Annotated in this window: 19 protein-coding genes; 10 read left to right on the top strand and 9 right to left on the bottom strand. The window is 66.5% G+C overall.

Going from position 1 to position 23,311, the window contains the following annotated elements:
- The first annotated feature begins 10 nt into the window (after positions 1-10).
- Positions 11-1,351, top strand: coding sequence for an MFS transporter (locus AC6LJW_RS23270; protein ID WP_056560549.1), 1,341 nt, complete (start codon positions 11-13; stop codon positions 1,349-1,351).
- A 58-nt stretch (positions 1,352-1,409) separates the two neighbouring features.
- On the opposite strand, the gene AC6LJW_RS23265 is transcribed toward AC6LJW_RS23270, so the two are convergent.
- From AC6LJW_RS23265 to AC6LJW_RS23255, 3 genes are read right to left on the bottom strand one after another with little or no spacing between them, the layout of a single operon-like run.
- Positions 1,410-2,846, bottom strand: coding sequence for an efflux transporter outer membrane subunit (locus AC6LJW_RS23265; RefSeq protein ID WP_498088364.1), 1,437 nt, complete (start codon positions 2,844-2,846; stop codon positions 1,410-1,412).
- Positions 2,847-2,849: 3 nt separating this feature from the next.
- Positions 2,850-6,011 carry a multidrug efflux RND transporter permease subunit gene (locus AC6LJW_RS23260; protein WP_498088363.1) on the bottom strand — a complete coding sequence of 1,054 codons (3,162 nt, stop codon included), beginning with the start codon at positions 6,009-6,011 and terminating at the stop codon, positions 2,850-2,852.
- Positions 6,012-6,050: 39 nt separating this feature from the next.
- Complete coding sequence (locus AC6LJW_RS23255) at positions 6,051-7,229, bottom strand: efflux RND transporter periplasmic adaptor subunit (RefSeq protein ID WP_498088362.1); 1,179 nt, start codon at positions 7,227-7,229, stop codon at positions 6,051-6,053.
- 210 nt (positions 7,230-7,439) lie between these two features.
- Here AC6LJW_RS23255 and AC6LJW_RS23250 point away from each other — a divergent pair, with 210 nt between their 5' ends.
- On the top strand, positions 7,440-8,012 hold the full coding sequence (locus tag AC6LJW_RS23250) for a TetR/AcrR family transcriptional regulator (protein ID WP_498088361.1): 573 nt from the start codon (positions 7,440-7,442) through the stop codon (positions 8,010-8,012).
- Positions 8,013-8,068: 56 nt separating this feature from the next.
- Here AC6LJW_RS23250 and AC6LJW_RS23245 read toward each other — a convergent pair whose 3' ends face one another.
- From AC6LJW_RS23245 to AC6LJW_RS23235, 3 genes are all read right to left on the bottom strand, one after another.
- On the bottom strand, positions 8,069-9,079 hold the full coding sequence (locus AC6LJW_RS23245) for an aldo/keto reductase (protein ID WP_498088360.1): 1,011 nt from the start codon (positions 9,077-9,079) through the stop codon (positions 8,069-8,071).
- Positions 9,080-9,361: 282 nt separating this feature from the next.
- Positions 9,362-10,414: a serine hydrolase domain-containing protein gene (locus AC6LJW_RS23240; protein ID WP_056560533.1), complete on the bottom strand. Its 1,053-nt coding sequence runs from the start codon at positions 10,412-10,414 to the stop codon at positions 9,362-9,364.
- Positions 10,415-10,436: 22 nt separating this feature from the next.
- On the bottom strand, positions 10,437-11,633 hold the full coding sequence (locus AC6LJW_RS23235) for a pyridoxal-phosphate-dependent aminotransferase family protein (protein WP_498088372.1): 1,197 nt from the start codon (positions 11,631-11,633) through the stop codon (positions 10,437-10,439).
- Between the two features lie 199 nt (positions 11,634-11,832).
- Between AC6LJW_RS23235 and AC6LJW_RS23230 the strand changes: the two genes are divergently transcribed.
- The 7 genes from AC6LJW_RS23230 to AC6LJW_RS23200 all read left to right on the top strand — a co-directional run bounded on the left by AC6LJW_RS23230 (position 11,833) and on the right by AC6LJW_RS23200 (position 19,473).
- A complete protein-coding gene (locus AC6LJW_RS23230) occupies positions 11,833-12,591 on the top strand; it encodes a GntR family transcriptional regulator (RefSeq protein ID WP_498088359.1) in 759 nt (252 codons plus the stop codon).
- Between the two features lie 23 nt (positions 12,592-12,614).
- Complete coding sequence (locus tag AC6LJW_RS23225; RefSeq protein WP_427988140.1) at positions 12,615-14,216, top strand: ABC transporter substrate-binding protein; 1,602 nt, start codon at positions 12,615-12,617, stop codon at positions 14,214-14,216.
- Between the two features lie 63 nt (positions 14,217-14,279).
- On the top strand, positions 14,280-15,197 hold the full coding sequence (locus AC6LJW_RS23220) for an ABC transporter permease (protein WP_056560526.1): 918 nt from the start codon (positions 14,280-14,282) through the stop codon (positions 15,195-15,197).
- A gap of 1 nt (position 15,198) precedes the next feature.
- Entirely contained in the window at positions 15,199-16,107 is a 909-nt protein-coding gene (locus AC6LJW_RS23215) for an ABC transporter permease (RefSeq protein ID WP_427988142.1), read from the top strand.
- A 2-nt stretch (positions 16,108-16,109) separates the two neighbouring features.
- A complete protein-coding gene (locus AC6LJW_RS23210) occupies positions 16,110-17,099 on the top strand; it encodes an ABC transporter ATP-binding protein (protein WP_056560521.1) in 990 nt (329 codons plus the stop codon).
- Positions 17,096-18,076: an ABC transporter ATP-binding protein gene (locus AC6LJW_RS23205; RefSeq protein WP_498088358.1), complete on the top strand. Its 981-nt coding sequence runs from the start codon at positions 17,096-17,098 to the stop codon at positions 18,074-18,076. The genes AC6LJW_RS23210 and AC6LJW_RS23205 overlap by 4 nt, the downstream gene beginning before the upstream one ends.
- The gene (locus AC6LJW_RS23200) at positions 18,073-19,473 is read left to right on the top strand and encodes a M20 family metallopeptidase (RefSeq protein WP_498088357.1); all 1,401 of its coding nucleotides are present in this window, start codon (positions 18,073-18,075) and stop codon (positions 19,471-19,473) included. The genes AC6LJW_RS23205 and AC6LJW_RS23200 overlap by 4 nt, the downstream gene beginning before the upstream one ends.
- Here AC6LJW_RS23200 and AC6LJW_RS23195 read toward each other — a convergent pair.
- From AC6LJW_RS23195 to AC6LJW_RS23185, 3 genes are all read right to left on the bottom strand, one after another.
- Complete coding sequence (locus tag AC6LJW_RS23195) at positions 19,457-20,371, bottom strand: MBL fold metallo-hydrolase (protein WP_498088356.1); 915 nt, start codon at positions 20,369-20,371, stop codon at positions 19,457-19,459. The two genes, AC6LJW_RS23200 and AC6LJW_RS23195, sit on opposite strands and share 17 nt — an antisense overlap.
- Positions 20,372-20,454: 83 nt before the next feature.
- Entirely contained in the window at positions 20,455-21,282 is an 828-nt protein-coding gene (locus AC6LJW_RS23190; RefSeq protein ID WP_427988201.1) for an alpha/beta fold hydrolase, read from the bottom strand.
- 350 nt (positions 21,283-21,632) lie between these two features.
- Positions 21,633-22,391: a hypothetical protein gene (locus AC6LJW_RS23185; protein ID WP_498088355.1), complete on the bottom strand. Its 759-nt coding sequence runs from the start codon at positions 22,389-22,391 to the stop codon at positions 21,633-21,635.
- A 117-nt stretch (positions 22,392-22,508) separates the two neighbouring features.
- On the opposite strand from AC6LJW_RS23185, the gene AC6LJW_RS23180 reads away from it, so the two are divergent.
- Positions 22,509-23,213 (top strand): hypothetical protein, encoded by a 705-nt coding sequence (locus AC6LJW_RS23180; protein WP_427988147.1) that lies wholly within the window; start codon positions 22,509-22,511, stop codon positions 23,211-23,213.
- The last annotated feature ends 98 nt before the right edge of the window (positions 23,214-23,311 follow it).

The raw sequence follows: 23,311 nt of genomic DNA, 5'->3' as shown, positions 1-23,311 counted from the left end.
GAGACTGGACATGGCCAAGCAAAACGAAGCGGCGGTGCGCAAAGTCGTCACCGCCTCGCTGATCGGCGCCACCATCGAGTGGTACGACTTTTTCCTGTATGGCGTCGTCGCCGGCATCGTATTCAACAAGCTGTACTTTCCGACCGGCGACCCGCTGGTCTCGACCATGCTGGCGTACACGACCTTCGCCGTCGGCTTCGTCACGCGGCCGCTGGGCGGGCTGATCTTCGGCCACTTCGGCGACCGCATCGGCAGAAAGAGCATGCTGGTGATGACGCTGATGATCATGGGCATCGCCACCTTCCTGATCGGTCTGGTGCCCACGTACGAGATGATCGGCATCTGGGCGCCGATCCTGCTGCTTCTGCTGCGCGTGTTTCAGGGAATCGGGCTGGGCGGCGAATGGGGCGGCGCGGTGCTCATGGCCTATGAGTACGCGCCGCCGGAGAAAAAAGGCTTTTATGCGTCGCTGCCGCAGATCGGACTGGCGATCGGGCTGTGCCTGGCCTCCGGCACGGTCGCGCTGCTGTCCGTCCTGCTGACCGACGAGCAATTCATGGCGTGGGGATGGCGCGTCGCCTTCCTGGCGTCCGCAGCCATGGTGGCCGTGGGCATGTACATCCGGCTCAACATCAAGGAAACGCCGGAGTTCACGGCGGTCAAGGCGCAGAACGCCGAAAGCCGCATCCCGTTCATGGACATGATGCGGCGCTATCCCGGCAACGTCGTCAAGGGCATGGGCGCGCGCTATATCGACGGCGTGTTCTTCAACGTCTTTGGCGTGTTCTCGATCTCGTTCCTGACGCAGTCGGTGAAGATCACGCGGACCGAGGCGCTGATCGGGGTGATGGCGGCGGCGCTGGTGATGTGCTTTTTCATCCCGTTCTTCGGCCGCTTGTCCGACCGCATCGGCCGCACGCGCGTGTACTTCTGGGGATCGCTCATCACCGCCGCCGCGTCCTTCCCCGGCTTCTGGATGATGATCAACAGCGGCGGCAATGTGATGCTGATCTGGCTGGCCATCATCATTCCGTTCGGGATCCTGTATGCCGCCATCTACGGACCGGAGGCCGCGCTGTTCTGCGAGCTCTTCGACGCCAAGGTCCGCTACACCGGCATTTCTTTTGTCTACCAGTTCTCGGGAATCTTCGCGTCGGGCATCACACCCATCATCGCGACGGCTCTTCTCAAGACAGGCGGCGGGCAGCCATGGCTGATCTGCCTGTACGTGCTGTTCGCGGGCGTGGTGTCGGCGTTCTGCGCCTGGCTGATCGGGCGCGGCAAGCAGCCGGTGGAGCTGGACGGCGCGGGCCAGCCGTCCATGCAGCGGGCCGGGCTGCGCAAGGCGTAGGCGGACGGCAGGCCGCGGGACGGTTCAGCGTGCAACAGACCCGCGCTGCCCGCCCCGCTCAGTCCAGCGCCGCCTGCGGCGGCTGCTGGGCCGGCCAGCCACCCCCCAGCGCCTTGAACAGGGTCGCCAGCGCCGCCTGGCGCTGCGCGCTGACGTCGATGTAGGTGATCTGGTCCGTGTAGGCGCTGCGCTGCGCGTCCAGATAGCGCAGGTGGCTGTCGACCCCGCCGCGATAGCGCGCCTCGGACAACTGCATGGCGATCTGGCTGGACTGCGCCAGCGCGAGGCGCGACGCTTCTTCGCGGCGCAGCGTCTCGGTGGCCACCAGCGCGTCGGACACCTCGCGAAACGCCGTCTGGATGGTTCTTTCATACTGCGCCACGGCGATGTCCTTGCGCACGCTGGCCAGGTCCAGATTGGCAACATTGCGTCCGCCGGAAAAAATCGGCAGCGTGATCTGCGGCGTGAACGACCAGGCCCGCTGGCCGGATTCGAACAGGCCCGACAGGTCCGCGCTGGAACTGCCGAACAGCCCGGTCAGCGAAATGCTGGGAAAGAACGCCGCCCGCGCCGCGCCGATGCTGGCATTGCGCGCCTGCAACTGATGCTCGGCGGCCAGGATGTCGGGCCGGTTTTCCAACAGCGCCGACGGCGCGCCCGCCGCGATCTCCTGCACCAGCATCGGGGCATCGGCCGTGCGCACCGGCAGGTACGGCGACAGGTCGCTGATCCCCACCAGCAGGCCGAGCGCATTGCCGGCCTGGCGGACTTCGCGGTCCATGCGTTCCATTTCCGCGCGCGACTGTTCGGTCAGGCCCAGGGCTTCCTGATAGTCCAGCGCCGTGGCCGTGCCCGCCTGGCGGCGCTTGACGATCAGCGCCAGCGACGACTCGCGGCTGGCCAGCGTCTGGCGGGTGACATCCAGGCGGCGCTGCGCGCTGTCGCGGGCCACATAGGCCTGGATCACCTCGGCCACCAGGCTGATCTGCGCGCTGCGCGCCGTGGCCTCGGTCGACAGGTATTCCTGCAGGGCGGCGTCCGACAGGCTGCGCACGCGCCCGAACAGGTCCAGTTCAAATGCCGTGAGGCCCAGGCCAGCCTGGTAGCTGCTTTGCACCGCCGACTCGCCGGTGGCGTTCAGGTCGCCGGGAACACGTTGCCGCGTGCCCGTGCCCTGCGCATTGATGCCGGGCAGCCGGTCCGCGCGCGTGATCTGGTATTGCGCCCGGGCCGCCTCGATGTTGAGCAGCGACTGGCGCAGGTCGCGGTTGTTGGCCAGCGCCAGTTCCACCAGCTTGCGCAAGGCGTCGTCGGTGACGAAGGACTGCCAGTCCAGCGTCGCCGCGGCGGATTCGCCGGGGCCAGTTGACGCCAGGCTCCAATGATCGCCCACCGGGGACGCCGGGCGTTCATAGACCGGCGCCAGCGAGCAGCCTGCGAGCGCCGCGGTCAGCAGCAGCGCGGACATCCGCAAGGGAAAGAAGGTCTGCAACATGAATTACTCCTGCACCGTGCGCGGCGTGGCGTCGGGGGTGGGCGTCGCCGTGGGCGAGGCCTTGCCCCGCTTGCGTTGCACCAGCGACAGCACCCACACGAAGAAGATGGGGACGAAGATCACGCCCAGCAGCGTGGCGGTCAGCATGCCGCCGATCACACCCACGCCCAGCGCGCGCTGGCTGGCCGCGCCCGCGCCGGTGGCCAGCGCCAGCGGCACCACCCCCAGGATGAACGCCAGCGACGTCATGACGATGGGACGGAAGCGCAGCTTGGCGGCCTGGATGGCGGCGTCTGCCAGGGAATGCCCTTGCTCGCGCAGGCTCTTGGCAAATTCCACGATCAGGATGGCGTTCTTGGCCGCCAAGCCGATGATGGTGATGAGCCCCACCTTGAAGTACACGTCGTTCGGCATGCCCAGCACCGTCACCGCCAGCACCGAACCCAGCGCGCCGATCGGCACGATCAGCATGACGGACGCCGGAATCGACCAGCTTTCATACAGCGCGACCATCAGCAGGAAGACCACCAGAAAGGCCAGTGCGAACAGCATGGGCGCCTGCGAGCCGGCGAACTTCTCCTGGTACGACAAGCCCGTCCACTCGTAGCCGATGCCATCCGGCAGACCCGCCACGATGCGCTCGATCTCGGCCATCGCCTGGCCGGTGCTGCTGCCGGGCATCGCGTCGCCGGCGATCTTGAAGGCCGGATAGCCGTTGTAGCGGGAGATCTGCACGGGGCCGTTCTCCCAGTCCGTCTTGACGAACGCGCTAAGCGGAACCATGCCGCCCGTCTTGTTCGGCACGTTCAATTGCAGGATGCTTTCCGGCGTCATGCGGTCGCGCACGTCGGCCTGCACCACCACACGTTGCAGGCGTCCCGCGTTGGCAAAGTCATTGACCGTGGCCGAGCCGTAGGCCGCCGAGATCGCCGTGCTGATGACGTCAAAGCCCACGCCCAGCGCCTCGGCCTTCTCGCGGTCGATGTCCAGGCGCAACTGCGGCGCGTCGGCCAGGCCTTCCATCATGGCGTAGGCGATAACGGGCGAACTGTTGGCCTGCGCCAGCAGCTGGTTTCGCGCGTCGGTCAACGCCGCGCGGCCCAGGCCGCCGCGGTCCTGCAGCCGCAGCGCGAAGCCGCCCGAGTTGCCCAGCCCTTCGATGGGCGGCGGGTTGACGGCCATCACCGCGCCGTCGTCGATCACCGCAAATTTCGCGTTCACGCTGTCGGCCACGTCGGTGGCCGATTGGCCCTTGCCGCGCTCGGACCAGTCCTTGAGCGTGGGGAACGCGATGCCCGCGTTCTGGCCGGTGCCCGAAAAGCTGAAGCCCATGACGGTGAAGGCATCGCCCATGGCGTCCAGCGACAGCAGGTGCTGTTCGACGTCGGCCACCACCTTGTCGGTGCGCATGTGCGTCGCCCCCGGCGGCAATTGCACGTCGACGATGACGTAGCCCTGGTCTTCCGGCGGAACGAAGGATTCGGGCACGCGCACGTACAGCACGGCCAGCACGGCGACGATGGCCGCGTAGATGACCATGTAGCGGCCCGTGCGGCGCACCAGGCGCGTGTTCAGCGCCTCGAAGCGGCCCGTCAGGCGGTTGAAGACGCGGTTGAACCAGCCGAAGAAGCCCTTCTTTTCGTCGTGATGGCCCTTCGGAATGGGCTTGAGAAACGTGGCGCACAGCGCCGGCGTGAACGTCAGGGCCAGGAACCCCGAGAACAGGATCGACACCGCCAGCGACAGCGAAAACTGCTGGTAGATCACGCCGACCGAGCCGCTCATGAAGGCCAGCGGCAGGAACACGGCCGACAGCACCAGCGTGATGCCGACAATGGCGCCGGACACCTGCTCCATGGCCTTGACCGTGGCCTCGCGCGGCGACAGACCTTCCTCGGCCATGATGCGTTCCACGTTCTCGACCACGACGATGGCGTCGTCCACCAGAATCCCGATGGCCAGCACCATGCCGAACATCGTCATCATGTTGACCGAGAAGCCCAGCACCGACATCACCGCGAAGGTGCCCAGCAGACACACCGGCACCACGATGGTCGGGATCAGCGTGTAGCGGAAGTTCTGCAAGAACAGGAACATCACCAGGAAGACCAGCACCATCGCTTCCAGCAGCGTGTGCACCACCTTGGTGATGGCCACGCTGACGAACTTGGACGTGTCGAACGGCACCGAATATTCAACGTCTTCGGGGAACGAGGCCGACAATTCTTCCAGGCGCGCGTTCACGGCCTTGACGGTGTCGATGGCGTTGGCGCCCGGCGCAAGCTGCACCGCTGCACCCACCGACTTCTTGCCGTTCAGGCGCGTTTCGAAGTCATAGCTCTGGCGTCCCACTTCCAGACGCGCCACGTCGGCCAGGCGCACGGACGAGCCGTCCGGGTTGGCGCGCAGGACGATGCGCCCGAATTCCTCGGGATTGTCCAGCGTGCCCTTCACGGCCAGCGTCGCGGTCAGCTCCTGCTCCGGCGCGCCGGGACGGCTGCCGAAGCTGCCGGCCGGCACCTGCACGTTCTGCGCGGCGATGGCCGCGTTGACATCGGCCACCGACAAGCCCAGGCCCAGCAGCTTCTGCGGGTCGATCCACACGCGCATGGCGGCTTCGGCGCCGAAGAACTGCACTTTGCCCACGCCGTTCACGCGGCGGATCTCGTTGTTGATGTGGCGCGCGGCGTAGTCGGACAGCCCGACCACGTCCTTGTGCGCGTCCTCGCCCTTGTAGGTCAGGGCGTAGATCATCAGGAAGTTCGAGCTGGCCTGCTCAACCTGCAGACCTTGCTGCGTCACGGCCGTGGGCAGGCGCGCCTCGGCCTTCTTGATGCGGTTCTGCACGTCCACCTGCGCCAGGTCCGGGTCCGTGCCGGGTTGGAACGTGACGGTGATTTCGGCGCTGCCGCTTGAGCTGCTGGACGACTCGTAGTACAGCATGTTCTTGGCGCCGTTCAGCTCTTCCTCGATGACGCTGGTCACCGAATCGACGAGCACCGTCGCGGAGGCGCCGGGATAGGTGGCGGCAATCGTCACCTGCGGCGGCGCGACCACCGGGAACTGCGACACGGGCAGCGACGGAATCGCCAGCAGCCCCGCCAGCGAGATGAAGATGGCCACCACCCAGGCGAAATTGGGGCGGCCAATGAAAAATTTGGACATGGTCTAACCTCGGATTTGCGCGCGATTCATGAGGGCCGCTTATGGCTTGGCGGACGCGGCGGCATCGCCGGCCGCGGCCACCTTGGGCTCGTTCACGGGCGTCACGCTGACTTTCTGGCCGGGCACCGCGGCGCTGACGCCGCCCACGATCACCCGGTCGCCGGCGGCCAAGCCCTCGGTGATGTGCCAATCGCCGCCGCGCATCGTGCCGGTCTGCACCGCGCGGGATTCCACGACGTCATCCGCCCCGACCACCATCACCTGCGGCTTGCCATCGGTGCTGCGCGTGACCGCACGCTGCGGGACCAGGATCGCTTCCGGATCCACGCCCTGATGCGTGCGCACCCGGACATACATGCCGGGCAGCAGCAGCACGTCGGGGTTGGCGAACTCGCCGCGCAGGGCCACCTGGCCGGTGCTGCGATCCACGGCAATGTCCGAGAACAGCAGGCGCCCTTCGCGCTGCTGGTCGGTGCCGTCGATCGTGATGGCGATGCGGGCGCCCTCGCCTTCGCCCAGGCTGCCGTCCTGCATGGCGGCGCGCATGCGCAGCATGTCGCCGACGGGCTGGTTGAAGTCCACGTACACCGGGTCCAGTTGCTGGATCGTCGCCATCGGCGTGGCTTCGTTCTGGCCCACCAGCGCGCCTTCGGTCACCTGCGCGCGTCCTATGCGGCCCGAGATGGGCGCCTTGACGGTGGCGTAGTCCAGGTTGAGCTGAGCGGTCTCGACGTCGGCCTGCGCCGAACGGCGCGCGGCCAACGCGCTCTTGAGTGTGGTGTTGGCCGTGTCGAAGTCCTGCTGGCTGACGGCTTCGATCTTGACCAGGGGCGTATAGCGCTTGACCACGGCCTGCGCGTCGGACACGGCGGCCTGCGCCTTGGCCAGCTCGCCCTGCGCTCGGGACAAGGCTGCCTTGAACGGCGCGGGGTCAATGCGGAACAGCACATCGCCGGCCTTAACGTCCGCGCCTTCCACGAACTCCCGGCTCAGCACGATGCCGGCCACGCGGGCACGGACCTCGGCCACGCGCATGGGTTCGACCCGGCCGGGCAGTTCGCTGATCAGGGTGTAGCGCTGGGGTTGCACCGCCAGCGCCTGCACCAGACGCGGCCCCGCCGCCTGCGGCTCACCGCCATCTGACCCGCCGCAACCGGCCACGAGGATTGCTGTCGCCAACACCGCCAGGGGCAGCTGCCATGCTTTGTTCACCTTCATTACTACCCCCGCGCAGCGCGTTCTGAATTCAAAGAGACGCTGATGCTACCCGAAAGGACGATTTGAATCAATATTGATTCATTTGCTGCTTTCAGGCTTAAATCTGACAGTTCACAAGTCTTTACTTGATAAATCCGCGGAAGTTTGTACAAAGTGAATCGCCCATGATCCAATACCGGCCCAGGGATAACCACAAATGGGGAGGAGGCAATGTCTGAAGAGGCAGGCCACGAACGGCTGCTGGTCGCGCTGGCGCTTGCGATGGTGGATCAGCCGCGGGCGACCCTGCAGGAGCTGGCCAAGGCCGTCGGCGTCAGCAAGGCGACCTTGTACCGGTTCTGCAAGACGCGGGACCAGCTGGTGCTGCGCCTGATGACGCATTGCGCGCAGGTCATGAAGCAGGCACTGGCGGACTCGCACCTGGAAACCGCCCCGCCCCGCACGGCGCTGCGCAGCCTGATCGAACAGCACCTGGCGCACAAGGAATTGACGGCGTTCCTGATCTACAACTGGAAGCCCGACACCGAGCTGGAGCCGGACATCATGAACAGCTGGTCCGGCTATCAGGAAACCTTGGACGCGTTCTTTTTGCGAGGTCAGCGCGAAGGCGCGTTCCGCGTGGACATGACGGCGGCCGCGCTCAGCGAATTGTTGATCGCGATCATCACCAGCATGGTGGATGCCGAGCGGCGCGGACGGATTGCGCGCATGGGCATCGCGCAGGTGGCCGAACAGATGATGCTGCACGGCATCGCGGCTGAACCGGCGGCTGCGCGGGGGTAAGGCGGGGCTAGCGCGGGGCGGGCGTTACGCGGGGCCGTGCGCGGCCCCGCGCCGGTTTACGCTGCCGTCACCGGGCGGCCGAAGAACGGGTAGCTCGGATCGTTGTAGCCATGCGCCGACGCGTGGCCCGGCGTCACCCACTCGTTCACCACGGATTCGTCCTCGGGCGTGATCGTCACGTCCAGCGCCGCGTAGTAATCGTCCATCTGCGCCAGCGTGCGCGGGCCCGCGATAACAGCGGTGATGACCGGATTGGCCAGCACCCAGGCGGTGGCGAAGTGGCCCGGCAGCACGCCGCGCGCCGCGCTGTGCTGCACCAGCTTCTGCGCGATCTGCAGCGATTCCTCACGAAATTCGGTGGCCAGGATGCGGCGGTCGCCGCGTCCGGCGCGCGTATCCGCCGCGGGCGCCTGGCCCGGCAGGTACTTGCCCGTCAGCACGCCACGCGCGATCGGGCTATACGGCACCACGCCCAGCCCGTAATGCTTGCACGCCGGCAGGATCTCGACTTCCGGCCCGCGGTTCAGCATGTTGTAGTACGGCTGGCACACCACCGGCTGTGGCACGCCCAGCTTTTCGCACAGGCGCATCACTTCGGCGATGCGCCAGCCGCGGAAGTTCGACAGCCCGAAGCTGCGCAGCTTGCCCGCGCGGATCAAGTCGCCCAGCGCCCACAGCGCTTCTTCCAGGTTTTCTTCGTGGTAGTCGCGGTGCAGGTACAGGATGTCCATGAAATCCGTGCCCATGCGCGACAGGCTCTGCTCCACGCCGCGGATCAGCCACTGGCGCGAGTAGTGCGCCAGGTTCGGTCCCTTGCCGACGGGATTGCCGATCTTGCTGGCCAGCACCCAGTCGTGGCGTTGGCCTTTGAGCAGCTTGCCCACGACCTCTTCCGACCGGCCTTCGTTGTAGACGTCGGCGGTGTCGATGAAATTCAAGCCATGATCACGCGCCGACGCGACAATGCGCGCGGCCTCGTCGTCGGGCGTCTGCTCCCCGAACATCATGGTGCCCAGGCAAAGCGGCGAGACCCGGAGATTGCTGGTTCCCAGTCGGCGGTAATTCATGGCGTGGTTCCTTGATCGGATAAGGGTGTGCGGCGTGGCCGCGCAGCACTGCGCGGCCGAACGTCACATCTTGCCCGAAAAAACCTGACATGCCGCAAAACCCGGGTGTTGATGTCGGTGTCAGACACCCAAGCAGCGCCGTCCCACCTTGACGGTCAACGCGTAAGGGTGTCAGACACCTGCAGCGGCGTACATTGCCAGGTGTCTGACACCCAGGCCGCACCGTTCCGAAATCACGGCCGGCCTGCACGGGTGTCAGACACCGGCCTCGTAACGCTGGTGTCAGACACCCGCATCCACCGCCGCCAGGATCTTCCCGAACAGCGCATCCGCATGGGCCGAATTCAGCCAGCGCACGATCACGACCATCTTGCGTTCGGGTTCCACCCACGTGAACGAGCTGCCCGCGCCAACCCCGAAGAAGCTGGACGAAGGCACGCTGGGAAACACCTTGCCCTCGTGATTCAGCCAGATCAGGTATCCGTAGTACGGCGCGATGTCGCAGGGCGTGCGCATGGCCTGCAGCCATTCGCGCGACAGAATCTGCTGACCATTGGCTTGACCGTCGTTCAGCAGCATCTGCCCAATCAGCGCCTGATCCTTGGCGCTGATGGACATGCCGCCGCCCCAGTGCGAGCCGCCTGGCACCGACGGCATGCGTTGGCCGTCGATCTCGACCCAGGCGTTGTCGTAGCCGACCCATTGCCAGTCTTCGCTGCATCCAATAGGCCGCGTGACTGCCTCGCGGAACACCTCCGGCAGCGGTTTGCGGAACAGATGGAGCAGCGCGTACGACAGCTGATTGATGCGGACGTCGTTGTATTCCCAATAGGTTCCGGGTTCCTGCAAAGGGCGCGCATCGCCCTTCTTGCCGTCCGGCGGCACGCCGAAGGTGACGGCGCGGTAGCGGTCCGCCTGGTCCGACACGCCGAAGCGCTCGCCTTCCCAGTCGCTGGTCTGCTGCAGAAGATGGCGCCACGTGATGGACGCGTTGCGGCCTTCGTCAAAGCCGATGCCCGGCACGCGCTTGCCGACGGGCTCGTCCACATCCGGCAGCAAGCCGCGGTCATGCGCCACGCCGGCCAGGATGGCCAGATACAGCTTGGCGACACTGAAAGTCAGGTCGGCGCGGTCCGGCTCTCCCCACTCGGCCACGGTCTTTCCGTCGACCACCACCACGCCGGACACCGGCCCGCGGTCATGGATGGGGCCGAGCAGGCGGTTCCAGGGCGGCGGATCGTTCAGGTGCACGCCGAAATTGCCTTTGACGCTGCGGTCCCAGGTCGATTCGTGGTCGTTGGCGAACTGGATCGCCTGCTGCATGAGCGTATTCATCGGTTCCCTCGTTGTTGTGTGTTCATTGCCCCGCACGTTCCGGCGCGCGGGTCAGGTATTCCATGGCCGCCTGCAGCCCGCCCGGGCGGTGCGGGACGCCGGCCGCGGCCAGCCCCATCTCCACGCCCGCCAGCGTGCCGCATAGCGTCAGATCGTTGAAGTGGCCCAGATGGCCAATGCGGAAGATGCGGTCGGACAGCTTGCCCAGCCCCTGCCCCAGCGACATATCGAAGCGGTCCAGGATGACCTTGCGCAGCGCGTCGGCGCTGTGGCCCTCGGGCATCAGCACGGCGGTTAAGGCCGGACTATGCGCGGCCGGGTCCGCGCTCAGCAGTTCCAGCCCCCAGCCCGCCACCGCCAGCCGCGTGGCACGGGCATGGCGCTCATGCCGCGCGAACACCTGCGGCAGGCCTTCGGCCGCCAGCATGGCCAGCGCTTCATGCAGGCCGTACAGCAGATTGGTCGACGGCGTGTACGGAAAATAGCCCTTCGCATTGGGCCCGAGCATCTCGCGCCAATCCCAGTACGACCGCGGCAGGCGCGCGGTCTCGGCCGCCGCCAGCGCGCGCGGTCCCACCGCGTTGAACGACAGGCCCGGCGGCAGCATCAGCCCTTTCTGCGAACCCGCCACCGTCACGTCCACGCCCCATTCGTCGTGGCGGTAGTCGATGGAGCCCAGCGAAGAAATCGTGTCGACCATCAGCAGCGCCGGATGACCGGCCTGGTCGATCGCGGCGCGCACCGCGGCGATGTCGCTGGTGACGCCGGTGGAGGTCTCGTTGTGCACCACGCACACCGCCTTGATGCGGTGCTGCGCATCTTCCGAAAGCCGCTCGCCAATCACGCCGGCGTCGACCGGATGACGCCAGTCGCCTTCGATGTAGTCCACTTCGAGCCCCAGCCGCCCGGCCAGCTTGCGCCACAGGCTGGCGAAGTGGCCGGTTTCGACCATCAGCACGCGGTCGCCCGGCGACAGCGTATTGACCAGCGCCGCCTCCCACGCGCCAGTGCCCGACGCCGGGAAGATCACAACGGGCGACTCGGTCTGGAAAACATGTTTAAGACCGGACAGCACCGCCTTGCCGAGCTCACCGAACTCGGGTCCGCGGTGGTCGATGGTAGGCAGGTCGATGGCGCGCAGGACCCGGTCGGGCACGTTGGTGGGTCCGGGAATCTGCAGGAAATGCCGGCCGGACGGGTGGGTGTTCAGCGAGAGCATGCGTGGCCCCAATGTGGACGGTTTGTATACCAAGGCACTTTGCGCGGCGGTCAGGCAGCGCTCGGCGGCCTGGCGGACTTGCGGCATGCGTCACTCTATCTCATTGTTTTTACGTCGATAACCTAGGGTATACACCCATCAAAACCGCAGGGAAGACAGGTTTATAGTCTGCGAAAACAAGGGGAATTTTTGTATACCAATGCGCAGCGATCCTAGCTTCTCGCCGGATCACGCCGAGGCTGTTGCCTCGTCCGATCTCGCCACCGACTCCGCCCCGCCGGCCATTCGCGCCGCCGGCGACGGACGCACGCTGGCGGGATCGGCGGCCGGATCGCTACGCGAACGCATCATCCAGGGCGAGTTCCCGCCCGGCACCCGGCTGAACGAACGCGCGCTGTGCGACCTGCTTGGCGTGTCGCGCACCCCGCTGCGCGAGGCGTTCCGCGTGCTGGCCGCCGAAGGCCTGGTGCAGATCGAACCCAACCGCGGCGCGCAGGTGGTCGCGCTGTCGGAAGCCAACATCCGCGAGGCCTTCGAAGTGATCGGCGGCCTGGAGGCCATGTCGTGCCGCTTTGCGTGTGAGCGCGCGACGGATGTCGAGATTGCCGAGATCCGCGCGCTGACCTACGAAATGATGGCCAGCCATGCGCGCCACGATCTGCCGACGTACTTCCGCGTCAACCGCGAGATCCACGAACGCATCAGCCTGGCGGCGCACAACAGTTTGCTCAAACAGCTTTACGACGCGCAGAACGCGCGGATCCAGAATCTGCGCTTCGTCTCGAACGAGAATCGCCAGAAATGGGATCTGGCGATGCGCGAACACATAGAAATGGCGGAGGCCCTTGCCGCGCGCGACGCGGACCGGCTGGCAGCCATCATGCGGCAGCACCTGCAGCGCAAATGCGATGCGGCGCTCAAGAGCCGGAGCGAGACGATAGATACGCAACACATGTAGTGTCATCAAGAGGAGCCTTCACCATGGCTGAAAGTCGCTTCACACCTTGTCGCTTCACCCCTTGCTGCTTCACCCGCGCTGCACCCGCGCAGTCCTCCCGCCGTTCCACGCCGCTCAAGGCGCTGGCTGCCGCGCTGCTTGCCTGCGCCGCGCTGGCCACCCAGCCGGCGCTTGCCGGCAAGAAAGACGACACCCTGCGCATGGCCTACGACCAGGCGCCGGAAAGCGTCGACCCGTACTTCAACAACGTCCGCATCGGCGTCATCATTGCCGCCAACGTGTGGGACACCTTGCTGTACCGCGACCCCGTCACCAACGAGTACAAGGGCCAGCTCGCCAAGAGCTGGAAACAGGTCGACGACAAGACCATGGAATTCGAGCTGCGCGAAGGCGTCAAATTCCACAACGGCGAGGAGTTCGACGCCGACTCGGTCGTCTACACGCTGAACTTCGTGGCCGATCCGAAGAACAAGGCGGTCACGCAGCAGAACGTGTCGTGGATCGACAAGGTCGAAAAGATCGACAAGTACAAGGTGCGCCTGACGACCAAGGAGCCCTTCCCCGGCGCCAAGGAATACCTCTCCACCACCGTCGCCATCCACCCGGCAAAGTATTACCAGGAAGTCGGCCCCAAGGGCATGAACGCCAAGCCCGTGGGCTCGGGCCCTTACAAGGTCGTCGATTACCAGCCGGGCAAGTCCATCACGCTGGAACGCAACGCCGACTACTTCAAGGACTCGCCCAAGGCGCAGCCCAAGATCGGCAAGGTCGTCATCCGCTTCATCCCCGACCGCCAGACCCAGATGGCCGAGGTCATCTCGGGCGGCGAAGACCTGATCATGAGCGTGCCCAAGGACCAGGCCGAACAGCTGGGCGGCATGCCGAACCTGCAGATGGTCACCGGCAACACCATGCGCATCGTGTTCATGCAGATGAACATCCTGGAAGGCACGCCCGCGCCGCAACTGAAGGACGAGCGCGTACGCCGCGCGATCATTCACGCCATCGACCGCAACGCGATGCTCAAGAACATCGTGGGCGAAGGCGGCGGGCTCATCAACACCATTTGCACGCCGTCGCAGGTGGGCTGCACGCAGGAAGGCGCGCCCACTTACAAGTACGATCCCGCGCAGGCCAAGAAGCTGCTGGCCGAAGCGGGCTATCCCAACGGCTTTGACATCGACATCGTCGCGTACCGCGAACGCAACCAGACCGAAGCCATCATCAACTACCTGCAGGCGGTTGGCATCCGCGCCAAGCTGAACTTCCTGCAGTACGCCGCGATGCGCGACATGATCCGCGCGAACAAGGCGTCGCTGACGCACCAGACGTGGGGCTCGAACCTGGTGAATGACGTGTCGGCGTCCACGCCGGTGTACTTCGCATTCGGCAGCGACGACATCACCCGCGACCCGAAGGTGCGCGACCTCTTGAAAAAGGGCGACAACACCATCGAAAGCGGGCCGCGCAACGCGGCCTACAAAGAGGCGCTGGACATCATCGCGGAAAAGGCCTACGCCGTTCCCCTGTGGACGCTGCCCGCCTACTACGTCGCCACCAAGGACGTGAACTTCAAGCCCTACTCGGACGAGCTGGTGCGCTTCTGGGACATGAGCTGGAAGTAAGGCGCGGTCCGCGCCGGGCGGGCTTAGCAAACGCCCGGCGCTGCTGAACAGAGAGGAAGTCCTATGCTTTATTTCACGCTGAGGCGCCTGGGCCTGGCGGCGCTGGTGGCGCTGACCGTGTCGATCCTGGCGTTCCTGCTGCTGCACCTGTCGGGCGACCCGGCGCTGGCGCTGGCCGGCGAAGGCGCGCGGCAGGCCGACATCGACATGATCCGCAAGACCTACGGGCTGGACCGCCCGATCATCGTCCAGTACGCCGACTGGCTCTGGCATATCCTGCAGGGCGACTTCGGCACGTCGGTGTACTTCAAGACCGAGGCCGGGCCACTGATCCTGTCCAAGCTGGCGACCACGTTGAAGCTGGGCATGGCGGCACTCGCCTTTGCGCTCTTCATCTCGATCCCGCTGGGCGTGCTGGCCGCGCTGTACAAGGGCAGCCTCATCGACCGCGTCTGTCTGGCGATCGCCGTGCTGGGCCAGGCGCTGCCGAACTTCTTTTTCGCGCTGATCCTGATCATGCTGTTCTCGATTTCGCTGCGCATCCTGCCGGTGTCGGGCAGCGGCACGTGGCAGCACTTCGTCATGCCCGCCATCGCGCTGGGCTACTACGTCGCGCCGGCATTCATGCGCCTGATCCGCGCCGGCATGATCGAGGTGCTGGGCGCCGACTACATCCGCACCGCGCGGGCCAAGGGCCTGCCGGCGCGCAAGGTCATCTTCAAGCACGCCTTGCGCAACGCCATCGTGCCGGTGGTGGCGCTGGCCGCCGTGCAGCTGGGCTACCTGCTGGGCGGCTCGGTGGTCATCGAGACCATCTTCGCGCTCGACGGCCTTGGGTACCTGGCTTATCAGAGCATCACATACAAGGACTATCCGGTCATGCAGCTGATCGTGCTGCTGCTGTCGGTGCTGTATGTGCTGCTGACGCTTGCCGCCGACGTGGCCAACGCGTGGCTCGATCCGCGCATCCGGGTGTCCTGACATGAACACGCCTACGCTCACGCCCGCCACCCCCGCCGCGGCTCCCCTGGAACTGTCCGCGTCCACGCTGCGCTGGCGCCGCCTGCGGCGCAACAAAGCGCTGCTGGCCGGCGGCGGCATCCTCTTCATCATCGTGCTGATCGCGCTGCTGGCGCCGTGGATCTCGCCGCACGATCCCTATTTCCAGGACCTTGCCAACCGCACCGTCCCGCCTGTCTGGTACGAGAAAGGCACCTGGCTGCATCCGCTGGGCACCGACCAGCTGGGACGCGACTACCTGTCCCGTCTGTTCTACGGGGCGCGCATCTCGCTGCTGATCGGCATCAGCGTTGCGCTCATCTCGGGCCTCATCGGCACGGCGATGGGCATGGCGGCCGGCTACTTCGGCGGCAAGGTCGACATGGCCGTGTCGTTCCTCATCACCACGCGGCTGTCCATGCCCGTGATCCTGGTGGCGCTGGCCACCGTGGCCATCGTCGGCGGCTCGCTGTGGGTGGTGATTCTGGTGCTGGGCCTGCTCAAGTGGGACCGCTACGCCGTCGTGATGCGCAGCGCCACCCAGCAGGTGCGGTCGCTGGAGTACGTGGCCGCCGCGCAGGCCGCCGGCGCCAGCACGTGGCGCATCGTCTGGGGCGAAGTCCTGCCCAACGTCGTGCCGCAACTCATCGTGATTGCCACACTGGAAGCCGCCAGCGCGATCCTGCTGGAAGCCTCGCTGTCCTTCCTGGGCCTGGGCGTGCAGCCGCCGCTGCCGTCGTGGGGATTGATGATCTCCGAGGCCAAGGCCTACATGTTCTTCTCGTTCTGGCTGATCGCCATACCCGGGTCGGCGCTGGCGCTGCTGATCTTCGCGATCAACCTGGCCGGCGACGGACTGCATCAACTCCTGACGCCTGAAGAGAGGGCCTGAGCATGAACGGCACCGATATCGTCCTGGACGTCCAGGGCCTGACCGTCGACATCGCCACGCCACGCGGACCGCTGCACGCGGTGCGCGACGTGTCCTTCCAGGTCAAGCGCGGCGAAACGCTGTGCCTCGTGGGGGAATCGGGCTGCGGCAAGTCCATGACCTCGCTTGCCATCATGGGCCTCTTGCCCAAGGCCGCCCGGCGCAGCACGCGCCGGCTGGCGGTGTTGGGCGAAGACCTGTCCAAGGCGCGCGGGCGGCGCGTCAACGCGCTGCGCGGCAGCAAGATGGCGATGATCTTTCAAGAGCCCATGACGGCGCTCAACCCCGCCTACGCCATCGGCGAACAGCTCACCGAACACTACATCCACCACTGCAAGGCGAGCAGCCAGCAAGCGCGGGACCGGGCGGTGGAGCTGCTGGAAAAGGTCGGCATCGCCTCGGCCGGCCAGCGGCTGGGGCAGTATCCGCATCAGTTGTCCGGTGGACTGCGCCAGCGCGTGATGATCGCGATGGCGCTCATGTGCGGCCCCGAACTGCTGATCGCCGACGAGCCCAGCACCGCGCTGGACGTCACGATCCAGGCGCAGATCCTGCGGCTGCTGGCCGACTTGCAGGCCGAACTGGGCATCGCGATGGTGTTGATCACGCACGATCTGGGCGTGGTTGCGCGCATCGCGCGGCAGGTGGCCGTGATGTATGCGGGACAGATCGTCGAGGAAGGCCCCGTCGCCGACATCTTCGCCACGCCGCATCACCCCTATACGCAAGGGCTGCTGGGCTGTATCCCCGTGCCCGGCCGCACGGCGCCGGGCGAGGCGCTGGGCACCATACCCGGTGTCGTGCCGTCGCTGGTCGGCGACTTGCGCGGCTGCGCCTTCGCCGACCGCTGCCGCTACGCACAGGCGCAATGCCGGCAGGCCGTTCCCATCCACGGCCAGGCCGATGGCCAGCAATGGCGCTGCATCCTCAGCGCCGAAGGAGTGCCGGCATGAGCGCGCTGCTGCAAGCCGATGGCGTCAGCCGCCAATTCACGGTGCGCGCCGGGATGTTCCGCCCGCGGTCCACGTTGCACGCGGTCAATGGCGTGGACCTGGCGGTTGACCGAGGCGCGGTGCTGGGTATCGTGGGCGAGTCCGGCTGCGGCAAGTCCACGCTGGCGCGCATGCTGCTGGGGCTGACGCCGCCGACCGAAGGCGCCATCCGCCTCGATGGCCAGGACATCCGGCAGATGGATCGGCGCGCCCTCGCCCGGCGCGTGCAGCCCATCTTCCAGGACCCGTACTCATCGCTGAATCCGCGCCGCTCCATTGCCTCGATCGTGTCGCTGCCGCTGGAGGTGCACGGCATTCCCAACCCCAAGATGCACAAGGCCATCGACATGCTGGAACGCGTGGGCCTGCCGCCGCGGCTGGCCCACAACACGCCCGGCCAGCTGTCCGGCGGCCAGCGCCAGCGCGTCGCCATTGCCCGCGCGCTGGTGATGCGGCCCGAGATCGTCATCTGCGACGAACCCACCTCCGCGCTGGACGTGTCGGTGCAGGCGCAGATCATGAACCTGCTGATGGACCTGCGGCGCGATTTCAATCTGACGTATGTGTTCATCAGCCACAACCTGGCGGTGGTCGAGCACATCGCCACGCACGTGGCCGTGATGTACCTGGGCCGCGTGGTGGAGTCCGCGCCCACCGCCCGGCTCTTTCACGACCCGCGTCATCCCTACACGCAGGCACTGCTGGCGTCGGTGCTGACCCCGGAACCCGGGCTGGGCATCCCAGACATGGGGCTGGGGCTGTCGTTTCCCGACCCGCTGCATCCGCCGTCCGGCTGCCCGTTCCATCCGCGCTGCCAGCACGCGATGGCGCAATGCAAGACCGAACGGCCCGCGCTAGCCCTGCGCGAACAGGCCATCGTCGCCTGCCACCTCTACCCGACCACGTCCCCCCTTCCCCTCGGAGCCACCCAGCCATGACCCGCGCACAAGCCATCGCCCAGGCGGAACACTGCTTTGATTCCGGCGCCTTCCGCGCACTGTTGGCGCGCCGCCTGGCGCTGCCCACCGAGAGCCAGAACCCCGAACGCGCCGCCGTGCTGGCGGTTTACCTTGAGGCCGAGATCCGCCCGGCGTTCGAGGCGCTGGGCTTCACCTGCCGCACACTCACGCATCCGAAAGCGCTGGCGCCGTTTCTGTACGCCGAGCGGATCGAGGATCCGGCCCTGCCCACGGTGCTGGGCTACGGCCACGGCGACGTCATCCGGGGCCTGGAACGGGAATGGAAGGAAGGCCTGTCGCCGTGGGCGCTGACCGAGGCCGAGGGCCGCTGGTACGGCCGCGGCATCGCCGACAACAAGGGCCAGCACACCATCAACATGGAGGCGCTGCGGCTGGTGCTGGAGACGCGCGGCAAGCTGGGCTTCAACGCCAAGTATCTGATCGAGATGGGCGAGGAAACCGGTTCGATGGGCCTGCGCGAACTGTGCACCGAACATCGCGACCTGCTGGCCGCCGACCTGCTGATCGCCTCGGACGGCCCACGCCTGAGCGCCAACCGTCCCACCATCTTCCTGGGCGCGCGCGGCAGCCTGAACTTCGACCTCACGATCGAGGCACGCGCCGGCGGCCATCATTCCGGCAACTGGGGCGGACTGATCTCCAATCCCGGACTGCAGCTGGCCCACGCGATCGCCAGCATCGCCTCACCCGTTGGCCAGATCCGGATCCCGGAATGGGTGCCAAAGGAACTGCCCCCGGCCGTGCGGCGCGCGCTGGCCGACTGCCAGGTGGACGGCGGCACGGACGGCCCCGAGATCGAACCCGATTGGGGCGAGCCCGGCCTGTCGCCCGCCGAACGCGTGTTCGGCTGGTGTTCGTTCGAGGTGCTGGCCTACAAGACCGGCAACCCCGACACGCCCGTCAACGCCATCCCGCCGCGCGCGTGGGCGCGCTGCCAGTTGCGCTTCGTGGTGGGCGTGGACCCGGACGACCTGATTCCGGCCCTGCGCCGCCATCTGGACAGCCACGGCTTTCCGATGGTGCAGATCTCGCTGACCCGCGAATCCATGTTCCGCGCGACCCGCATCGACCCCGACGACGCCTGGGTGCGCTGGGCCGTGGACTCGCTGGAACGCACCTCCGGCGAAAAGGCCGCCCTGCTGCCCAACCTGGGCGGCTCGCTGCCCAACGACATCTTCACCGACGTGCTGGGCCTGCGCACGATCTGGGTGCCGCACTCGTACCCCGGCTGCTCGCAGCACGCGCCCAACGAGCACCTGCCGCCGGCACTGCTGCGGCAGGCGCTCGGGTTGATGACCGGGCTGTATTGGGATTTGGGCGCGGGGGGCACGCCGGAGATCAGAAGTCCCAGATGACCGGCACCCAGCGGAACGCGTCGCCGTCAACCGCCACCCGGCCCACGGACGGGAACGGCAGGTGCGCCGCCACGAGCAGGCCCTTGTTTTCCGCCAGCTCGCGGAACAGCCCGACGCGCACCCGGGCCGACTCCTCGGGGTCGTGCTCGAAACCGTTGTGCCATTCCGGGTGGTCAAAGCCCACGGGGAAGATGGCATCGCCCGCGAACATCAGGCGCTCGCCGCCGGAGATCAGGTCCACGACACAGTGGCCTGGCGTGTGCCCGCCCGTCAGGCGCACGATCACGCCGGGCGCCACTTCCTTGCGATCCTCGAAGACCTGGATCTGGTCGCGGTACGTTTCGTAGAAGCTCGTCGCGGTCGAGCGCAGCACGGCGGGTACCGGCTTGGGCATGACCGTCTGCGAAAAGTCCGGCGAGGTCCAGAACGCGACTTCGGTCGCATTGACGTGGATGCGCACGTCCTTGCGCAGGCGCTCCTTTACGCCGGGGACCAGCAGGCCGCCCACGTGGTCCATGTGCATGTGCGTGATGATCACGTCCGTCACGTTCTCCAGCGGAATGCCGGCCGACTGCAGGCGCTGCGGAAACTGGCCCGCGCGCGGAAAGCCCGAGAACTGGCCGCCCAGCCCCGCGTCGATAAGGATGGTCTGGTCGCCGCTGCGCGCGACCATCACGTTCAGCGGCCAGTCGAAGGCGTCCGGCGGCATGAACATGTGGTCGAGCCAGTTGGCCAGATCTGCCGGGTCGGCGTTGGTGGCCATCGTCGAGGTGGGCAGCGGCAGCACGCCGTCGCTGACAACCAGCGCATCGATATCGCCCACCTGCACGGCGTAGCGGGACGGGACCAGATCGATGGCCTGGTGCGTAATGGGGTCCAAAGTGTCTGCGGTAAACATGACGGAATCTCCTTGAAGGCGGCCGGTTCGGCCGGCCGGAAACCGGCGCCCTCGCGCCGGGTAGATGCGTGGCGGCGCGCGCGTCAGCCGCGCAGAAAAGCCAGCAGATCGGCGTTGATGCGGTCCTGCAGGGTGGCCGTCAGGCCGTGCGGCGCGCCCGGGTAGTAGATCGCCTGCGCGTTTTTCACCAGGCGAACCGCCTTCTTGGCCGAGTCATGGATCGGCACGATCTGGTCGTCTTCGCCATGCATGAACAGCGTGGGTACGTCGATCTTCTTCAGGTCTTCGGTGAAGTCGGTTTCCGAGAACGCCTTGACGCACTCGTAGGCGTTCTTCTGGCCGCTCTGCATGCTCCACAGCCAGAATTGGTCCAGTTGGCCCTGCGACACCTTCGAATCCGGGCGATTGGCGCCGTAGAACGGCACGGCCAGATCCTTGTAGAACTGCGAGCGATCGCCCGCCACGCCGTCACGGATGCCGTCGAACACCGACATCGGCAGGCCTTCGGGATTGGCGGCCGACTTCAGCATCACCGGCGGCACCGCCCCGATCAGCACGGCGCGCGACACGCGCTTCGTTCCATGGCGGCCGATGTAACGCGCCACTTCGCCGCCGCCGGTGGAGTGGCCCACCATCGCGATGTTCTTCACGTCCAGCGCCTCGATCAACTGCGCCAGATCGTCGGCGTAGGTGTCCATGTCGTTGCCGCCCGACGGCTGCGACGAACGCCCATGACCGCGCCGGTCATGCGCAATCACGCGAAAGCCGTTGCGCGCCAGGAAGTGCAGTTGTCCATCCCACGCATCGGCATTGAGCGGCCAGCCATGCGAGAACGTGACGACCGGGCCGGCGCCCCAGTCCTTGTAGTACAGCGTCGTGCCGTCTTTGGTGACGAAGGTGTTGCTGTCCATGGAAGTGCTCCGTTGGGGTTGGGAATTGCGCTGCGGGGCTGCCTGCGCGCCGATGGCAAAGGCGCTGCTCGCCAGCAGCGCGCTGCCGGCAAGCAGCGTGCGCCGGGCGGCGTTGTACGAGTCGTTCATGGGGATCCTCAAGGTCGGAAGAGACAGTGAGGGCATCGTAGGACTGCGCCCGCGAGCGCGGTAGACACGGCGCGGGAAGCACGATGTTGTGCGATGCGCACCAATGCGGCCGCTGCATTGCACATGCGGCCCTGCCCTAGGTGTCAGACACCCCTACGAGCCAGCCGCCATGATGTGGCTGCCGCCCCCGGGGTGTCTGACACCGGCCAATAGAAACACTATCAGATCAACTCGGAAGCGAGCCCAGAATCCCGATACGCCACGGCAATCATCGCCGTCAGCAGGAACGTCATGGCAACGCACGCCAGGGCGCCCAGCACGCCCTGCAGCGCCTGCACGCCCACGTAGTCATACATCAACGGAAGCAGATCATTGGCGGCATGCGCGGCCAGGATCAGCAACACAACAAACCCCAACATCAACGGCCAGCGCGGATAACGCGTCGCGGCGCGCACCACGCCAAATCCGTACGCGCCCTTGACCACGGCGCGAGGCAGGCAGAGTCCGTAAACAGCCAATCCGTACAACACCGGCACCCACACCACCGTCAATAACGCAATCAGCACGCCGTAGAACAGCGGTTCGTTGGCGCCGCCCATCAACATGTACAGCACATAAGGCAGATCGCCGGTGGCGCGGGCCAGGGCCATGACTGCAATGGTCAGCCCGCCCAGCAACACCAAATGCCGGGCTTCCGAGTTGCCGCCGCGTGCCGTGGCCGCATGCGCGGTCTCGCCAAGCAGAATGACCCGATGCCAGGCGTATGTGGTGCGCGCGAAAGCGATCAGGCAGACAAGCGCCAACGCGAGGATCAGCCAATCCAGAAACCCGTACAGCCGGGACGTCGTCAACGCGAATGGCAACGTCAGCGTGAACACCGCCAACGACCAGGGCGCGGCGGCCAGCATGGCGCGGCCGTGCTGCCTGATCGCGCCGACGGTCGCGGCAATGAAACGACCTGCTCCGGGTTTGCTGGACACGAGACTCCCTTGCTCAGAAATGATGGTGCTCGTTTATACCGCAAGCCGCTTATTCACCCGATCCCATGTCGCGTATCTCGGTTACCCTTGCGGACCTTTTCTTTCTACCGAGTCTTCATGAAGTCGCTTCCCGTCGCATTTGCTGCCTTTGCCACCGCGCTGCTGCCCACGCTGGCCCACGCCGCGTACACGCCCACCGAGATCGAACGGGCCGTGCTCGAATACGGCATACGCGAAGAGCATGACGCGCTGCTCGCGGCCGATTGGCGCCTGCTGGGCCGGATGATGGACATATCGCGTGTGGACCCCGCAGACGTCTCGGATATGTACGCCAAGGGTCCGACGGACAAGCTGCCGGCCGTGGTCGAAGAGCCCTTCGTGTTCAAGGCAACGATCGACGCGGCGGCGGTGAAGGCGGGCGCGGTCACGTTCGCGGGCACGCGCGGGGCCACGGTCCGCGCCACGCTGCCCGCAGGCGCCAAGCCCGCCGATGGTCTGATGCTGACCTGCGCCAAGCTGGCCTTCGCAGATGGCGTCGCCACGTTCTCGCAGTGTCAGAACTGGACGCCCGTCGCCGAGAAGACCGTTGCGGACTTTCGCGCCGACATCGCCGCATTCCTGCAAGGCAAGCCCGCGAAGAAGTATGTGGCCAAGTTCGTGATCGACTACTTCGTTGTGGCGAACGACATGCCCGCCAAGGCCGGATGCCCCGACGACCGCAAGGCCTGCGACCAGGCGATCCGCAAGACCAACATGACGCGCGCCGGCTACGCGGCCGTAACGGAACGCCTGAACGCGGCGGGCGTGCAGACGGAGCGGTAAGCCTTCGGCCAGGCCGGTGTGATCCGCGCCCCATCGAACGCGCAACCGGCCCGGCCTACACCACGCGCCATTCTTGCGCCGCCTCGTGCGCCCCAATA

The sequence above is a fragment of the Achromobacter sp. 1012554356 genome (assembly GCF_059760815.1).
This window is presented reverse-complemented; position numbering and strand designations above follow the sequence as displayed.

Bases quoted from the DNA above. Each gene is read 5' to 3' on its own strand.
- AC6LJW_RS23270 (WP_056560549.1), top strand. From the start codon at position 11: ATGGCCAAGCAAAACGAAGCGGCGGTGCGCAAAGTCGTCACCGCCTCG.
- AC6LJW_RS23265 (WP_498088364.1), bottom strand. From the start codon at position 2,846: ATGTTGCAGACCTTCTTTCCCTTGCGGATGTCCGCGCTGCTGCTGACC.
- AC6LJW_RS23260 (WP_498088363.1), bottom strand. From the start codon at position 6,011: ATGTCCAAATTTTTCATTGGCCGCCCCAATTTCGCCTGGGTGGTGGCC.
- AC6LJW_RS23255 (WP_498088362.1), bottom strand. From the start codon at position 7,229: ATGAAGGTGAACAAAGCATGGCAGCTGCCCCTGGCGGTGTTGGCGACA.
- AC6LJW_RS23250 (WP_498088361.1), top strand. From the start codon at position 7,440: ATGTCTGAAGAGGCAGGCCACGAACGGCTGCTGGTCGCGCTGGCGCTT.
- AC6LJW_RS23245 (WP_498088360.1), bottom strand. From the start codon at position 9,079: ATGAATTACCGCCGACTGGGAACCAGCAATCTCCGGGTCTCGCCGCTT.
- AC6LJW_RS23240 (WP_056560533.1), bottom strand. From the start codon at position 10,414: ATGAATACGCTCATGCAGCAGGCGATCCAGTTCGCCAACGACCACGAA.
- AC6LJW_RS23235 (WP_498088372.1), bottom strand. From the start codon at position 11,633: ATGCTCTCGCTGAACACCCACCCGTCCGGCCGGCATTTCCTGCAGATT.
- AC6LJW_RS23230 (WP_498088359.1), top strand. From the start codon at position 11,833: ATGCGCAGCGATCCTAGCTTCTCGCCGGATCACGCCGAGGCTGTTGCC.
- AC6LJW_RS23225 (WP_427988140.1), top strand. From the start codon at position 12,615: ATGGCTGAAAGTCGCTTCACACCTTGTCGCTTCACCCCTTGCTGCTTC.
- AC6LJW_RS23220 (WP_056560526.1), top strand. From the start codon at position 14,280: ATGCTTTATTTCACGCTGAGGCGCCTGGGCCTGGCGGCGCTGGTGGCG.
- AC6LJW_RS23215 (WP_427988142.1), top strand. From the start codon at position 15,199: ATGAACACGCCTACGCTCACGCCCGCCACCCCCGCCGCGGCTCCCCTG.
- AC6LJW_RS23210 (WP_056560521.1), top strand. From the start codon at position 16,110: ATGAACGGCACCGATATCGTCCTGGACGTCCAGGGCCTGACCGTCGAC.
- AC6LJW_RS23205 (WP_498088358.1), top strand. From the start codon at position 17,096: ATGAGCGCGCTGCTGCAAGCCGATGGCGTCAGCCGCCAATTCACGGTG.
- AC6LJW_RS23200 (WP_498088357.1), top strand. From the start codon at position 18,073: ATGACCCGCGCACAAGCCATCGCCCAGGCGGAACACTGCTTTGATTCC.
- AC6LJW_RS23195 (WP_498088356.1), bottom strand. From the start codon at position 20,371: ATGTTTACCGCAGACACTTTGGACCCCATTACGCACCAGGCCATCGAT.
- AC6LJW_RS23190 (WP_427988201.1), bottom strand. From the start codon at position 21,282: ATGGACAGCAACACCTTCGTCACCAAAGACGGCACGACGCTGTACTAC.
- AC6LJW_RS23180 (WP_427988147.1), top strand. From the start codon at position 22,509: ATGAAGTCGCTTCCCGTCGCATTTGCTGCCTTTGCCACCGCGCTGCTG.